General features: G+C 41.5%; 15 protein-coding genes and 2 pseudogenes. 16 read left to right on the top strand and 1 reads right to left on the bottom strand.

All coding sequences use genetic code 11. The features are described 5' to 3' along the window. Positions 1-147 precede the first annotated feature (147 nt). The 15 genes and pseudogenes from RYH73_RS14265 to RYH73_RS14335 all read left to right on the top strand — a co-directional run bounded on the left by RYH73_RS14265 (position 148) and on the right by RYH73_RS14335 (position 11,228). Positions 148-360 (top strand): hypothetical protein, encoded by a 213-nt coding sequence (locus RYH73_RS14265; protein WP_335314119.1) that lies wholly within the window; start codon positions 148-150, stop codon positions 358-360. Further along, on the top strand, positions 344-1,006 hold the full coding sequence (locus RYH73_RS14270; RefSeq protein ID WP_335314120.1) for a TerB family tellurite resistance protein: 663 nt from the start codon (positions 344-346) through the stop codon (positions 1,004-1,006). The genes RYH73_RS14265 and RYH73_RS14270 overlap by 17 nt, the downstream gene beginning before the upstream one ends. Beyond that, complete coding sequence (gene traJ / locus RYH73_RS14275; RefSeq protein ID WP_335314121.1) at positions 1,003-2,229, top strand: conjugative transposon protein TraJ; 1,227 nt, start codon at positions 1,003-1,005, stop codon at positions 2,227-2,229. Before RYH73_RS14270 ends, traJ begins: the two co-directional genes overlap by 4 nt. Before the next feature lie 20 nt (positions 2,230-2,249). After that, positions 2,250-2,861, top strand: a complete 612-nt coding sequence (gene traK / locus RYH73_RS14280; RefSeq protein ID WP_335314122.1) for a conjugative transposon protein TraK — start codon at positions 2,250-2,252, stop codon at positions 2,859-2,861. Continuing rightward, positions 2,858-3,085, top strand: coding sequence for a hypothetical protein (locus tag RYH73_RS14285; protein WP_335314123.1), 228 nt, complete (start codon positions 2,858-2,860; stop codon positions 3,083-3,085). The genes traK and RYH73_RS14285 overlap by 4 nt, the downstream gene beginning before the upstream one ends. 30 nt (positions 3,086-3,115) lie before the next feature. Continuing rightward, positions 3,116-4,195: a conjugative transposon protein TraM gene (gene traM / locus RYH73_RS14290; protein WP_335314124.1), complete on the top strand. Its 1,080-nt coding sequence runs from the start codon at positions 3,116-3,118 to the stop codon at positions 4,193-4,195. An 85-nt stretch (positions 4,196-4,280) separates the two neighbouring features. Further along, positions 4,281-5,264 carry a hypothetical protein gene (locus RYH73_RS14295; RefSeq protein ID WP_335314125.1) on the top strand — a complete coding sequence of 328 codons (984 nt, stop codon included), beginning with the start codon at positions 4,281-4,283 and terminating at the stop codon, positions 5,262-5,264. A gap of 138 nt (positions 5,265-5,402) precedes the next feature. Continuing rightward, a complete protein-coding gene (locus RYH73_RS14300; protein WP_335314126.1) occupies positions 5,403-5,579 on the top strand; it encodes a histone H1 in 177 nt (58 codons plus the stop codon). A gap of 139 nt (positions 5,580-5,718) precedes the next feature. After that, positions 5,719-6,171 (top strand): hypothetical protein, encoded by a 453-nt coding sequence (locus RYH73_RS14305; protein WP_335314127.1) that lies wholly within the window; start codon positions 5,719-5,721, stop codon positions 6,169-6,171. Between the two features lie 535 nt (positions 6,172-6,706). Beyond that, positions 6,707-7,219, top strand: a complete 513-nt coding sequence (locus tag RYH73_RS14310) for a hypothetical protein (RefSeq protein ID WP_335314128.1) — start codon at positions 6,707-6,709, stop codon at positions 7,217-7,219. Positions 7,220-7,271: 52 nt separating this feature from the next. Continuing rightward, complete coding sequence (locus tag RYH73_RS14315; RefSeq protein ID WP_335314129.1) at positions 7,272-7,454, top strand: hypothetical protein; 183 nt, start codon at positions 7,272-7,274, stop codon at positions 7,452-7,454. Beyond that, positions 7,432-7,953, top strand: a pseudogene (locus tag RYH73_RS14320) (DUF932 domain-containing protein); the annotation flags it as partial. The gene RYH73_RS14315 and the pseudogene RYH73_RS14320, both read left to right, overlap by 23 nt. Before the next feature lie 526 nt (positions 7,954-8,479). Continuing rightward, positions 8,480-10,291: a group II intron reverse transcriptase/maturase gene (gene ltrA / locus RYH73_RS14325; RefSeq protein WP_335314130.1), complete on the top strand. Its 1,812-nt coding sequence runs from the start codon at positions 8,480-8,482 to the stop codon at positions 10,289-10,291. A gap of 15 nt (positions 10,292-10,306) precedes the next feature. Then, a pseudogene (locus tag RYH73_RS14330) lies at positions 10,307-10,804 on the top strand (DUF932 domain-containing protein); the annotation flags it as partial. A 49-nt stretch (positions 10,805-10,853) separates the two neighbouring features. Then, on the top strand, positions 10,854-11,228 hold the full coding sequence (locus RYH73_RS14335; protein ID WP_335314131.1) for a hypothetical protein: 375 nt from the start codon (positions 10,854-10,856) through the stop codon (positions 11,226-11,228). 362 nt (positions 11,229-11,590) lie between these two features. On the opposite strand, the gene RYH73_RS14340 is transcribed toward RYH73_RS14335, so the two are convergent. Beyond that, positions 11,591-12,436 carry a hypothetical protein gene (locus RYH73_RS14340; RefSeq protein ID WP_335314132.1) on the bottom strand — a complete coding sequence of 282 codons (846 nt, stop codon included), beginning with the start codon at positions 12,434-12,436 and terminating at the stop codon, positions 11,591-11,593. A 410-nt stretch (positions 12,437-12,846) separates the two neighbouring features. Here RYH73_RS14340 and RYH73_RS14345 point away from each other — a divergent pair, with 410 nt between their 5' ends. After that, entirely contained in the window at positions 12,847-13,236 is a 390-nt protein-coding gene (locus RYH73_RS14345; RefSeq protein ID WP_335314133.1) for a hypothetical protein, read from the top strand. Positions 13,237-14,247: the final 1,011 nt, after the last annotated feature.

Raw genomic sequence — 14,247 nt, forward strand, 5'->3', positions numbered from 1 at the left:
CCCCTTAACAACGCTCAAATCGACCGCCATGGTCTTAAACGAATCATCAAATTTTCTATGCATTTCTACAAATTTAAAATTACTATCTAAATCTGTCTCGCTTTAAAGGTAGCAACTCCAAAGCTGTTGGAGGATTGTGGCAGGGATATGGAGGAATTAATGTTGGTTATTGCTTCCGGCAAAATCGAAATGACGGAAGGCCAGCGCTTGCAGCGGTTAGATAAGGTGTTTATGTCCATGCGTGACAAGTTCTCATTTGCCCAATATTTCACGGGACAAGTAAATGTGTTAAAAGAACAGATAAAATCAGAATTAAAGTCCGTAAATCAAATCCATCATATGTATGAAACAGTTAATTGAAAAAGCTAGGTATTTTCTCTTTGCCGTAACTGCTTATTGCCTAACAATGGCATTACCCTTAAGGTCATCCGGGCAGTCTACCGAAATACAGCAATTGATCCTCAATGCAGAAAAGTTGAGCCAGTTCAAAAACATTTTAAGGGATATGAAAGCAGGTTATGATATAATCAGCAATGGTTACAATGCGATCAGAAATATAGCAGAGGGCAACTTTTTCCTGCATACCGTTTTTATTGATGGCCTGATGCTGGTCAGTCCCGAAGTGAAAAAATATGGACGGATTGCCGGTATCATCAGCTTGCAAGGTAGGATCAATTCGGAATATCGATCCGCACTATCCCGTTTCAGAAGTTCGGCAATATTCAAACCTAGAGAATTGGAATATATGGCCAACGTTTACGGAAGGTTATTGAACCAGAGCAAAGACAATCTGGAGGACCTTCTCTTGGTAATCACTTCCTCTCAATTGAGAATGAGCGATGAAGAGCGTCTAGCACAGATCGACCGTATTTACGATGACATACAGGACAAGTTACTTTTCCTCCGGAAATTCAATGAATCAGGTAATGTATTGCTGATGCAGAGGAAAAGGGAAATAAATGATATCAAAGGTATCAGTCAATTTTTTAACGGTAAAAATCCATGAGAAAGATTAAACTTGCGGCTGTCCTGTTGGCGGCCAGTGCGCTCGTCTTCCCGCTTGCCAGTCGCGCGGATATTGCCCAGACCTTGGGCGGCATGCAGCCCGTACTGGAGGCCGTGCGGGACGAGATGCAGCCACTAAGCGGAAAACTCATCGACGTTGCGCGTGCCGTAGCTGGTTTTGGCGCGCTCTGGTATACCGCCAGCCGTGTATGGCGCCAGATTGCCGCTGCCGAACCGATCGACTTTTATCCGCTTTTGCGCCCATTCGCGCTGGGCCTCGCCATTATGTTCTTCCCTGCGGTCATCGATCTGATGAACGGCGTACTGCAACCGACCGTGGTTGCCACTGGTGCAATGGTGAAAGACAGCGATCGTGCAATCATGGCGTTGCTGAAACAGAAAGAGGCGGCAGTGAAAAAATCGGATCTGTACAATATCTATGTCGGGGAAGACGGTAACGGCGATCGATCTGAATGGTATAAGTATAAATATCCTGAAGATGAGAAGGGCTCCGGCGAAGGACTTTTTGAGGAATTGGGCCACGATGTCCAGTTCTGGATGGAGAAACAATCTTATAATTTTCGCAATTCGGTAAAGCAATGGATGAGCGAGGTTTTACAGGTTGTTTTCGCAGCAGCCTCCCTGTGCATCAACACGATCCGGACATTTTTCCTGATCGTGCTTTCTATACTCGGGCCTTTTGTACTGGGTCTGGCGGTCTTCGATGGTTTCCAGCAATCGCTTGTCCAGTGGCTTGCACGGTATATCAACGTCTTTTTATGGCTTCCCATCAGTAACATCTTCGGAAGCATCCTCGGCAAAATCCAGGAGAACATGCTCAAAATAGATATCGGCCAGATCGGCCAGTCAGGTGATACCTTTTTCAGTACCTATGATACCGCTTACCTGATATTTATGCTGATCGGAATCGTAGGATACTTCACTGTTCCAAACGTAGCCAATTACGTGGTACAGGCAGGAGGAGCCAATGCGATGTTGCAGAAAGTAACCGGTATCGTATCCACTTCGGCCATGGCCGCGGGCGGTTTGGTGGCAGGTGGAGCAGCAGGGGCAATGAAGGGAGGTTCCAATATTTTACAGGCCGGCAAACACTTTAACGAAGGCTATTCCGGAAGACAGGAAGGTTCAGGGGCACATGGTGCAGCAGGCGGGGCAATGGGAAAAGGAGGGGCATACTTCTACGACAGGCTTTCCGGTAAATAATCCAATTTAAATACACCGTTATGTTTACACAGTTCAGAAATATCGATACGGCATTCAGGCACATAAAAAGGTTCAGCATTGCCCTGATAGTGGCCAATGTGTTGACCGTTTGTTTCTGCGCCTATAAAAGCTATCAGATGGTAGATACGGCACAGCAACGGATTTATATTCTTTACAACGGGAAGGTACTCGAAGCCCTTGCCGCACACAGGAAGGGCAACCTGCCTGTGGAATTACGGGATCATATCAAAACTTTCCATCATTACTTTTTCGACCTTATCCCCGACGATAAAGCCATACAGGCCAGTGTTTCGAAGGCATTTTATCTTGCTGACGAGTCTGCCAAGAAGCAATACGATAACCTAAAAGAATCGGGTTATTACAACAACCTGATCTCGGCCAATATCTCGCAGGAAATTGAGGTGGACAGTACCGTGCTCGATATAGACCAATATCCCTACACATTTATCTGTTATGCTACCCAAAAGCTCACCCGCTCAACCAGTACGGCATTGAAGCGGCTGGTCACCAAAGGAAAAGTGCGGGACTTAAAGCAACAGACAGATAATAATCCACATGGCTTTCTGATACAGCATTGGGAAGTCCTCAAAAATGAAAACCAATCGCCATGAAACTCTACAGGAAACAACAGGGTAGTAGGCAGGGACAACAAGAGCAGGATGAAACGGCTTACCGGATAGCGAAGAAAATCGTTGCCGGACAAAAACGGGTTGCTTCCTTTTTGAATAAAAAGGCCAGTGGCTTACCCCGATGGGTTTTATTATCCGCTTTTCTCTCGTGCTTTCTCTCCACCGGCGCCTACTGTATTTACCTATTGGTTCGGGCACTGAACTGAAATTGATCATCAATAAAAAACAATATCACTATGGAACAGGAAAAAAAGAGAGACGCCCGTAAAATATGGCTGCTTTTACCATTGCTCGTAATGCCTTTTTTGGCGTTTGTATTTTATACATTGGACGGCGGCCAGGGAACGAAGGACGATGCTCAGACCGAAAAGAAAGGCATCAATACGGAATTGCCCGATGCAGCATTCAGGCAGAAGAACCAGCCCCGTGATAAGATGGAATTTTACCGGCAAGCGACGAGGGATAAGGAAAAAAAGCAGGACGGTATTGAAAACGTCATAAACAGACTGGGTTTCTCGCTAGAGGAAAATCCAAAAGCCGAGGAAATAGATGAAAAGCTGAAAGCAATCCGGCAGGAAATCAGCAGGCCACAGGAAAAACAAGAAAAATTTCCTTTTGCGGCTGTAGCTGAAAATCCAATGGCGGAACCCAGTCCCAAATTTGAGATGAACAGCGAAGTAAATCGGCTGGAGTCCCTGATGAAAAGCATGCATGCAGATAGCGCCAATGACAGAGAGGTGGCGCAGCTCAACGGACTGCTCCAGACGATTTTGGATATTCAGCACCCCGAGCGGGTCAAAGGAAAGCTACAAAGCGAAAAAGAGATGATTCCAGCCGAGGATAGCCTTTTCAGGGCGATACCAGCGATCATTACCGATAAACAAAAGGTGGTACAGGGGGCTACGGTAAGGCTTCAGTTGCAGGATAGTATGATCATCAAGGGCCATCATATTCCCAAAGGCTTTTATCTGTTCGCCACCTGCCGGATAGCAAACCAGCGGATTATGCTCAATATCCGCAACATCCGCTCGGGAACATCGATTATCCCGGTAAACCTGAGCGTATACGGCCTTGATGGAATGGAGGGGCTGTACGCTCCCGAAGCCGTCATAACCGAAGCTGCAAATCTTGGGACGGACAATCTGGTGCGCGGTATCGGTATGTACGGGCTTGATGGTTTCATTGCCACACAGGTAGTGGGAGCGGGTATGGAGGCGGCCAAGAATATGATCAGCAAGAAGGTCCGTAAAATAAAGGTTAAGGTAAAAGCCGGGGAACCGATACTCTTAAAGAACAATGACTTAAAAAAACGCTAATACGCTGGATCGGACTTGTGCTGCTAAACAAGAAAAATAATCATTTCATATTTAACAATATCCGTAAACTTAAAAATTAAACACTATGAATCTGAACAATTTAGAAGATAGGATCGACGAAGCTAAGAACCTTGGTTTTAGCCCAAAAACCATTGCACAGATTGAAGAAAATATCAAGCTGGGCATTCCCGAATTTAAGGCGTACGATAGTATGCCGGCAACTGCAAAGGGGCAGATTGATTATACGCTCCACTACAAAAAATCCAGCCAATCGGATTTCTATTATTTCAACAAATTTGACGCCGTGCACAATAAGGTTGACCCGTTGGACATCGGTCAGAAATATATGGTTATCCTAAAGGGCGAAGAAGGTAAAAACATGGTCAAGAAGCTCGATAACGTTAATGAAGCCATTGAACTGTTCAAAAAGCAGGAAGGAAATGCCGAACTTGCTATCGGAAAAGATGCTGCCCATAAAAGTATGGTTGCCAACATGGAAAATGGAAAGGTGAATTTTGTAGCGAAAACTTTCCAATCTGCATATTATTCCGGTCCCATCCCACAGACATTTTATGTAGAAGAAGGAAAAGGATTCAATAAGGAACAGGCAGGGAATCTGGTGCAGGGACGTGCCGTGTACCGTGATGATCTGCTGAATATACAGGGCATGGTTTATAAAGCATGGGTGATGCTGAATACCGACAAACCCCGTGACAGGTATAATAACCTCACAACAAGGATATTCCACGATCCGAGTTATGGTTTTGATCTTAAAGAATCACTCAGATCATTTAATATCAAAGATCTTGAAAATCCGGAAAGGGCGGAAAAGATTTTTACAGGGATCATGAACGGAAACAGGGAGCTTGTAAAAGCGGAGAAAGCAAGCGGAGAAACGGTTAACGTTTATATAGAAGCCTCGGTAAGGTTCCGTAAGGCCAATTTCTTCCTTGAAAATGGTAAACCGGAAAAACGGGAAGAATTTTTAAAGCCGGGAATAAAAACCGAACAGCAGCGTAAAGTATCCACAGAAAATACGCAGGAAAAAGCCGCAGGTATTGCCCGGTAAAGCGATTTGCCTTATTTTAGGGTTTTGAACGATAGGCTTGGTGCCGATCAGGCCTATCGTTCGGTATCAAAACAATTATAATCACAAAGATTAGAGGCTTTTCAAAACGACCTCTATGTCTTAACAACAATCTGTATCATGGAAAAATTCGCAGCACTGAAAGAACTTATTGCATCTGCCGAAAAAGATGCACAGGCATTTTATGGAAAAGGAAACAAAGCGGCAGGTACGCGTTTACGGAATGCGCTCCAGAACACAAAAGCGTTGGCGCAGGACATACGCAACGAAGTTACTGCAAAGAAAAATGCCAGGTAAGTTTCTTGATTAAGAAGAAAAGCCGCTATCATCCCACAGCGGCTTTTTTTGTGTGCTAATATAACCTGTTTCGAGTCATACTTTCTTAATCTTTTTGTTTAATAGTTTATATTTGAGTTTGTTATCTAAACTCCTGATTATGAAAGTATACAAAAATTTTAAGTGGATCGCTTTGCTATCTGTTTCATCTTTTATGTTTTCCTGTTCCTCACCAACGGGGAAAACAGACTTACAAGATCAGCTAACTGGTAAATATGCATCTCAAAGTGAATCCACCTTTGACTATTACAAAGATACGGTGGAGATCAAATCGACGGATGACGGAAAATTTGATGTTCAGGTAATAGCCCATTGGAGCAATGCAAAAAAGGATGATCCCAAACGTCCTGTAAATAAAGTTGCCGGGGTGTGGAATAAAGGAAAGCTGGGATCTATATTGGTTGCGGATTTTCAGACCGGTGATACCACGCTGCGCATTGTAGGTCAACTAAGGGGAGGCGTGAAAATCCTCAAATTTAATCTTGATAAAAGGGTAATGGAATGGCCGAAAGATGACGGAGAAACACTGATTTATACAAAAGTCAGCGATTAAGAATATAGTACCATTAACTTTTTTATATAAACTTCTATAAAATGCAAGAGGATAGCCGCTTCTTCATGCCTTGAAGCCGCTATCCTCTTATTTTTTGCAACAGGCAGCCTCGTTCCTCGCCAGCCAGTTGCTCCTTTGATATGTCAAATCTCCTTCCATCTTTTCATAAATATCGTTAACGCTTGGATCGTTGCGTACCCCGCGGCGATTCGTTAGCAAAAAAATTAAACAATCCCCATCCGTGCAAGCCTGCCCGTTGGTTTGCTCGAAAAAAATCTTCCTCGCTCGTTCCTCGCGAGCGTATTTTTTTCGGCAAAGCCTTGCACGGATGGGGATTCTATTAAGGTGAGGCTGCTTAACAATTGCCGGAGGGCCCCTGCGCCCGATGGACTTAAAAGTTAGGCGCTATGAAAACAATTAAAGGAAGAAGTCCCCCGTTGACGACAGCTGGCAGCAGAACGAAGCGGTTTTGCCCTCGCGCTGCCCCAAAAAGGAATTATACAAACGGAATTATTGACATCAAAAAATACAAATCATGAAAACTATAGCAATAAACAGCAAAAGCAATTTGGACAATACTGTAAAGAACAATGCACAAAATGGCGCTAAACCTCAGGGCGATATAAAACCTTCTTTGCCTCAGGAAAAACAGCAGGAGAATGCTGTAGACGCAAAAAAAGAAGCTTCTCCAATAGCTGAGCAAAAAGAGCCGAAAGCGACAGAAACGGCTCCCAGATTGGAAAAACTCGCGCTGAACTTGGAAAGTACACTAAAGCTTGTGGAAGAATTGCACCGCAGGAAAATCCAGCGGGATAAGCTGATTGATACCATTGACACACTCGGTGCTTTCGAAGTAGCGCAAAAAGACGATGCAGAAGAAACCGATAGCAACCATTTTCAGGGGTGCGTACTATCGATTGAGGACGATAAGCGGAGGGAGTTTATCACTAAAAATCCCTACATCATCAAGAAAGTAGCCGAATACATCAACATGCTTTGCATGGATAGGTTAGCCGAGATTGAAGGTGAAATCCAACTGCCTGCTTAGTTATGGATGCCCCTTGCTATTTACGGCAAGGGGCAAATTAATCACTCACGTTATGGAAACAGCATTTTTAGAGTATTTGGACGGACTTTATTGGGAAGGTTACGGAGACGAATTCAGAGAAGAAAATCCCAAAGAGTTTCAGGTTCAGTTAACGGCCTTTATCTGCGAGCATGCAGGTACGACCACAAATAGTAACACTAAAATTAGAGGAAATGGCACACAGCATCAATTATAACGGCATTACGGGAGAACATTCATTTTTCAGTGTGAAGGAAATTCCCTGGCATGGCTTAGGCACAATTTTGCAGGATTACCCCACAAGCGGGGAGGCCATAAAGTATGCGGGGCTTGACTACGAAGTCGCGAAATCACCCAATAAGCAGGTTTTCCCGAGCGGAAAAGAACAGTTTTCGGAAAGCAGTTTTTTTACTTATAGAACCGATAACGAGGAAGTTTTGGGCGAGCATGTGGGCAAAAATTATGAAGTGGTACAGAATGCTTTCGCATTCGAATTTTTTGATAGCATTGTCGGGGCAAAGAATGGGATTTTGTATGAAACGGCCGGGGCATTGGGAAAGGGGGAACGCATATTCATTACGGCTAAATTACCTGACTTTATCAGGGTCGGCAGTGATGATCTGATAGATCAATATATCTTCCTTACCACTGCGCATGACGGGACAAACAGTATTACTGCAGCTTTTACCCCCATAAGGATAGTGTGCAACAATAGTGCGACTCGTTGGGCAGCCTAATAAGCTGTTCGAGTCTCACCCGTAAGGGTGGATTTAACTTTTAATCAATTCAGTGAAATGCTGATGATGGCGGCTTATCCATCAAAGTCCATCCGACCCTTAACCTGCCAAGAGAACAGGGAGTGGGAAGCCCGGAGAAAAGTCAAACCGACGGAGCGATGCCGTATGAGGGAGATGGGACGAACTAAATATGATAACCTCGTTAAGGTATCGTGAGCAGATACGCTGTACCCACATCGTATGGTACAGTCTTCCAGTCAACAGGAGCCCAGTCTGTTAGAGGGTAATCCATAAGCTTGTATAGGACTGGCGGTATAGAGAGGGGTCTAAGTTTAGGTAAACATTGGTTAAAGGAACGAGGAAACCGAATATCACTTTGCTGTGAAGCAATAAGTACTCTTGAACGAATGTGATATATCGGGTAGGAACAACGACCAAGCAAAGGCTGGTTGGCTACGGTTGACCAGATACGCCAAATTCGTTGTGGATTTAACAAAAGGTACAAATGAAAGTAACTAAAATGCTGAAAGTTAACAGATGGGAAGACATCGACTGGAAAACAGTCGAACAATGTGTCTTCCGAAAGCAAAATCAAATGTATCGGGCAACGCTTGCCAGTAACATTACTGAAGTAAGAAAATTACAACGGGATTTACTGAAAGACCTGTACGCCAAATTATTAAGTGTCAAAAGAGTTACATCTGAAAACACAGGAAAGTACACGCCGGGTGTAGATGGTACGATCGTTCTAAAGAATACGGAAAGATTGCAACTGGCCCAAAGGATGAACCTTGATAAAGATTACAAGGCCAAACCATTGAAAAGGGTCTACATACCAAAATCGAACGGTAAGTTAAGACCGTTGGGCATTCCAACGATTGAAGACAGAGCCTATCAGGCGTTGGTCAAAATCGCATTAGAACCGGAATGGGAAGCAAAATTCAGTGAGAACACCTATGGTTTCAGACCTGGAAGATGCACCGCAGATGCCTGCATGGCAGTATGGCACAACCTAAAGAACCGTAAAGGAGAAGTAGTTGTGCTGGATGCTGACATCGAGGGATGTTTCGATAACCTTAATCACCAGTATATACTGGATGCAATGAAAGGGACAAGTAGCAATATTCTAAGGGCAGTAAATCAATGGTTCAAGTGTGGTTACATTGATGACGGAATACTACATGATACGGAAGCGGGCACACCGCAAGGCGGTGTGATTAGCCCCCTGTTATGTAATATCGGATTATGGGGTATCGACTTTGAAATCTATAATCACCTGATAACAACAAGAACGCCAAAGGACAGAAATCTTAAGCCTTTTGTCGGGTTTGTCAGCAACATCAAGAAAAGATGTAGAGAGCATGCCCCATCGGTAGGTTTTATGCAGTATGCTGATGACTTTGTTATCGTATGTGAAAATAAAGACTACTTAGATAGGGTGATGGAAGTCTTACCACAGTTGTTGGAGAAACGAGGCTTGAAGCTAAGTCCATCCAAAACTCGCCAAGTAGCATTCCATAAAGGTGAAAGCTTTAAGTTCCTCGGCTTTGTGTTCGATAAATGGAAAAGTGGTAAGCATGACAAGTTACATAAAGTCACGTTCTACCCTGACCCTGATAAAGTGTACGCCTTTGCTAAGAAAATCAGAGAATGGACGAAAACGGTTCGGCTATTTGAGTACAGTAACAAAATTGAACTTACTAAAAAGGCAGACTATCTGAGAAGAATGGTCAACGGGTGGCTGAACTATTACAAATGGGCTATTGATGCTTCACACGGATTTATGAAGCTAAGGCGAGAATTGGACACAATCCTCTACAAAGCTTATGAAGACGTACACAAACACCGTAGCAGTAGATTTGACTTTATGACGCGGTACGTAGGAAAAGTTGAACGAAGAGGGAGACTGGTAGACCGCTACATATTGGGTAACGTAGCATTTGGGATATTTGATGTTAGCACAGAAGTAACATGGAAGAAAGTTCAAACGGCAAGAAGTCCTTTTGATGGAGATACTGAATATTGGAGTTGCAGAAACGCCATATTAACAGGTGCTGTATCAGAAAAGCTATATAAGATACAAAAGGGCAATTGCGCTATGTGTCTGAATAGCCTGCACTGGTATGAATCATGGGAACGACACCACAAGAACAAAAACCGGATGGATAATAAGCTTTCAAATATCCAATTAGTTCACAAGCGTTGTCACCGCAAACAACATCATGCGGATAAGTTAAGTCTGGGAGCTGGATGCCCTGAAAGGGGCACGTCCAGATCTGTGGGGAAGGTTGAGGGGCGACCCTTGACCTCACCCTAACCTCTTAATGCTGCCCTTCGGACAACGGAAAGGATTGTTAAGATACGGCACACAGTCAGTGCACATGAAAAACTGAAAAAGGCGCATCAGCTGTTAGGGATCAGCCATACGGTTAGCTGTGAGCTTCAGGAAATTTTTAATTATTGGTCAAAAGTCCGTATCACAGATACGAATCTTAAACGATTAATACAATTAGCCTTAGCTCCCAGTAAAGAGGTGTTGGACAAGATTTATATGAACAGGGAAGAAGAATTATCCATTCAGTTCAATAAAAAGATTGATGCTGCTTTAGAATATGCTTTTAATAATCCTTCTCAGACGGACCCAACCACAAAGGGAACGCTGTACGGCTGTTATAATGGAGTTACTGGCTATCTGCAAAATGTTCATGATTATGGCAGCGGAGAAAACAAACTAAAATCCCTCCTATGTGGAACGGCCCAACAACAGACACAAATAGCCTTTGATCTCTGCAACAGCTTTGCGCAGGTGGGCGCAGCTGCATTGAATTAATGTTTTAACTTAAGTGGAGGCGCAACCGTACAAAGGGCGCGATTTTATTATGAAATCGATAAATGAATTAACAAACACGGATAAAGCCAAGTTGATACATCAGCTTTTTCCCGAAGAAATAGCTCCGCTTTTGGAATATATATCATCCTTTTGCGTTAAGCTATCTGAAAATAGAGCAGTTTACGAAAGCGAATGGAGTAGCAAAAGTATCATAACATTTAGCTTTTGGCTTCATCTTGCAGGGGAAACGGAAAAACTCATTAAACGTCTGAAATACGATATGATTAAAAGCCGACACGTTTTCGCAGAACAATTATGCTTTAACCATAACGCTATCTTTTTTAATGAATGTTTGGTGAGGTATGCTAAAGAAAAGACCAAGAACGAGAAATTTAAAAAGTCGGTAGACTTGTTATATAACTAATAACTTAGAATATATCAATTTTTAGTCCCTTTGATTTTTACCGAAAATCAAAGGGACTTTTTTGTCGCGTCTTAAGTGCCTTTTATGTTCTTTTAAGTGGCTTCTGCTAGACGATCAGTATAGTGCCTAAATAGCATTAAGTTGTTGTTTTTGACAATTAATTTACGAGTTGGTCAAGACTTTTTTTGATTTTATCGGTAAATACTGATTTAGGCTAAAAATCTATTGCATGCCTCATTATTAAACAGTATTAATTTAATCAAACCAAAAAGGATACAGATGTTACTAGATAGAGATCAAATGGCAAAATACTTCTGTATTCCTTGCAATTAAACGACTGATTCAGTTTTTCATCAGAAGTATTATTTTCTTGCATTGGCGACTTCGGAGCCAATCTTCGCAAGTGATTTTTTGATATTCTCTCTTGTTATTGCTTTCTTAATTTCAACGAGCTGCTCCTCAAGAGAAAGTAAAATACAGTCTTTAAGCACTAAAAAATATTCCAAACACTGCTCTTCGGATAATCCATGAATACCACTGCTGACAATGGAATATATTTGAGGATTGTCAGTAAATGTATGGGGAAGATACCCTTTTACTAAATCGAGCTTTTCTTTGAATCGAAGACTCTCCCATGACGACAATAAAGGGTTTTCCGGCTCGCTTTCCTTATAACTCAGAAAAGCGGTTTTTAAAAAGTAGTTTTCGATAATTCGTCTCAGATAAGTAAATGCTCCAATACCGAAGTTGTTTGCGTACAGTATAACAGCACTATTTAAATCTGAAAAGCACTCGCCAAGGAGTTTAGCGTATTGTTTGTGATCAGCTTTCACTAGTTCGAGAGGCGATGGACTTTGACCTATTTTGGTTATAACATTATCATCAATTCTAAAAGTCACATAAAGTTTGTGATTTCTATTTCTAGAACAGCTAAAGTCCAGCTGGTAAATCCCATGAGGTATTTTTTGCTTTTTCACATAACCAGGCGCATCAGTACCACAGAACATATTGGTCTTTGCCTGATTCTTGTCAGCTGTATCGTTTTCACCGAGAAAAACAGAATGGCTATTACATTGTGGGCAAAAGGAATCAATAGCCCCATTAAAGAAAAGCATATTAATTACATTCTCTTCTCCGATTTGTGATATTGGTGTTTTTTTGAAAAATGACGAATTTAATATAAAGGCTGCGATGTCAATTTGTTCCATTTTAATTCAATTTCAGTAAAGATAGTAGTAGCAGAATAATAAAAAAAATTAAATAGTCCTGAAACCAATGCAAATGCAATTGACGGCGTTTCCATTAGAGAAATGCTCCTAATTCCGCTATTTCCTCTATGAATGTAAGTTTGAGTAATTTTAATTGACGACCCAGAAGTTGACTAGTGAGTATGTTTCGTAATAGGTCAGGTCTAGACATTCTAATGTATCCGTTAATTGAATAAGATTAATTTACATATTCAATCCAAAGAAATTAAACAACAACACAATTAAAGTCCGTTTCAATGATTCTAACTCATAAAACTTTGGGAATCTGGTGGACTCTTCCTATGAACTGAAAAGATAAAGGACCTCATTTTTCCCGATGCTTTCGAGAAAGATTCTTTACCTTTGAAAAGGTGATTAAAATCAGAGTCATATTGCTATGTTTCTTTATCTTCGTAGAAGCCATTCTACCGAATGCGGATTCGTATTGTGATTTTAGAAGTGTACTTCATAACAATATTGCTCAAACACTATCTCCTGAAGATGGCGATGATGTAGTTATACAAACTCAAATTGATGCGAGTGAAGAATGGGAAGGGAGTGCGGATAATAGAGATAAGGAGACAAGGCGAACCGTTGCGAGTAGAACTAGTTGCTGTATCTTAACCATATTTGTCGCTTGCCTACAACATTTGTTTGATCCACCATTGCCGACCTCGATACTAAAGGATAGAAAAAAAATCCTTTCCATTAACTTTTACAGTCATTACCTACCCAGATTGTTACAGCCTCCTCAGACCTAAGCGTTTCTCTATATCTATGCTGACATGTCAGACATGGTTATCTGCATTTGACTTGTAACGATTCATTAGGATTCTCAAACGACGAATTTTTCGAATCGATAGGATGGGCTAAAAGATTACATCTATAAAAATAAGTCACTGCTTGCCTATTTATCATTTGATCGCTTTTCAAAAGTTAAATTCATTAGCGTACAATCGATGTCGGTAAAACCTACTCTGTCGATTAATTCATATCTCCGATATTCATAATGTATGAAAAGAAAAAACAAAGTTCCTTATACAAGAAATGGGAAAACGATTACAAGCTCCAAGCTTGCACGAAAGGGAAATTCAGGATTCCTTACGCGAAACAAAAGGTTCATTTTTCTGCTATGTCTATTAATAGTTATCATATTTTCCTTCTTTGTAGTTTGTGTCTGGTATTATCTTGAATCCCTAGATGAGGCAATGTCAAGGGGCGCTAACATAAAATAAACTATATGAATCTATTAAATTAATAATAATTAAAAAGTAAAAACGATGGGGACGTCGGAAGCGAAGCGAGAGAAAGCAAGTAAAAAGAAAAAAAAGGAGAGGATTCAAAATGTAGGGTGGACTATAATATTATCAATTATTATCCTCATAGATCTTTTCTGTTTGGCTTTTTTTCTAACCTTATCCTTCTATATTGGAAGCAAATAGTTTTTAGCACAGAAGCTACAATACGAATTACAAACATATTTGCATTTTTTGGCGGATAGGGTGGATAAAAAATGTTAAATAGATAATGTTGTTTAATCATGTGATAAGCTCTGGCTAGTATTGTGAGTTATTTTTAAGGATATCCTATAGATAAAACCTTCCGATGAACAGAAATTATTATTTCATTTAGAGGTATTGTTTGTGAGATTTTTTATATTTGTTTGAATATTAAACGTGATGAAGTTGATCGCATATATATTGACGTGTCTTATTCTTTCCTTTGGGGTAGTCTATTATGATGGTGACGCTGGAGAAACCCGCACAGCAATA

Source organism: Olivibacter sp. CPCC 100613, from assembly GCF_036959255.1.
GTDB lineage: Bacteria > Bacteroidota > Bacteroidia > Sphingobacteriales > Sphingobacteriaceae > Olivibacter.

What these genes read in the sequence shown, in the direction of transcription:
- RYH73_RS14265 (WP_335314119.1), top strand. Translation starts at nt 148, where the DNA reads ATGGAGGAATTAATGTTGGTTATTGCTTCCGGCAAAATCGAAATGACG.
- RYH73_RS14270 (WP_335314120.1), top strand. Translation starts at nt 344, where the DNA reads ATGAAACAGTTAATTGAAAAAGCTAGGTATTTTCTCTTTGCCGTAACT.
- traJ (WP_335314121.1), top strand. Translation starts at nt 1,003, where the DNA reads ATGAGAAAGATTAAACTTGCGGCTGTCCTGTTGGCGGCCAGTGCGCTC.
- traK (WP_335314122.1), top strand. Translation starts at nt 2,250, where the DNA reads ATGTTTACACAGTTCAGAAATATCGATACGGCATTCAGGCACATAAAA.
- RYH73_RS14285 (WP_335314123.1), top strand. Translation starts at nt 2,858, where the DNA reads ATGAAACTCTACAGGAAACAACAGGGTAGTAGGCAGGGACAACAAGAG.
- traM (WP_335314124.1), top strand. Translation starts at nt 3,116, where the DNA reads ATGGAACAGGAAAAAAAGAGAGACGCCCGTAAAATATGGCTGCTTTTA.
- RYH73_RS14295 (WP_335314125.1), top strand. Translation starts at nt 4,281, where the DNA reads ATGAATCTGAACAATTTAGAAGATAGGATCGACGAAGCTAAGAACCTT.
- RYH73_RS14300 (WP_335314126.1), top strand. Translation starts at nt 5,403, where the DNA reads ATGGAAAAATTCGCAGCACTGAAAGAACTTATTGCATCTGCCGAAAAA.
- RYH73_RS14305 (WP_335314127.1), top strand. Translation starts at nt 5,719, where the DNA reads ATGAAAGTATACAAAAATTTTAAGTGGATCGCTTTGCTATCTGTTTCA.
- RYH73_RS14310 (WP_335314128.1), top strand. Translation starts at nt 6,707, where the DNA reads ATGAAAACTATAGCAATAAACAGCAAAAGCAATTTGGACAATACTGTA.
- RYH73_RS14315 (WP_335314129.1), top strand. Translation starts at nt 7,272, where the DNA reads ATGGAAACAGCATTTTTAGAGTATTTGGACGGACTTTATTGGGAAGGT.
- ltrA (WP_335314130.1), top strand. Translation starts at nt 8,480, where the DNA reads ATGAAAGTAACTAAAATGCTGAAAGTTAACAGATGGGAAGACATCGAC.
- RYH73_RS14335 (WP_335314131.1), top strand. Translation starts at nt 10,854, where the DNA reads ATGAAATCGATAAATGAATTAACAAACACGGATAAAGCCAAGTTGATA.
- RYH73_RS14340 (WP_335314132.1), bottom strand. Translation starts at nt 12,436, where the DNA reads ATGGAACAAATTGACATCGCAGCCTTTATATTAAATTCGTCATTTTTC.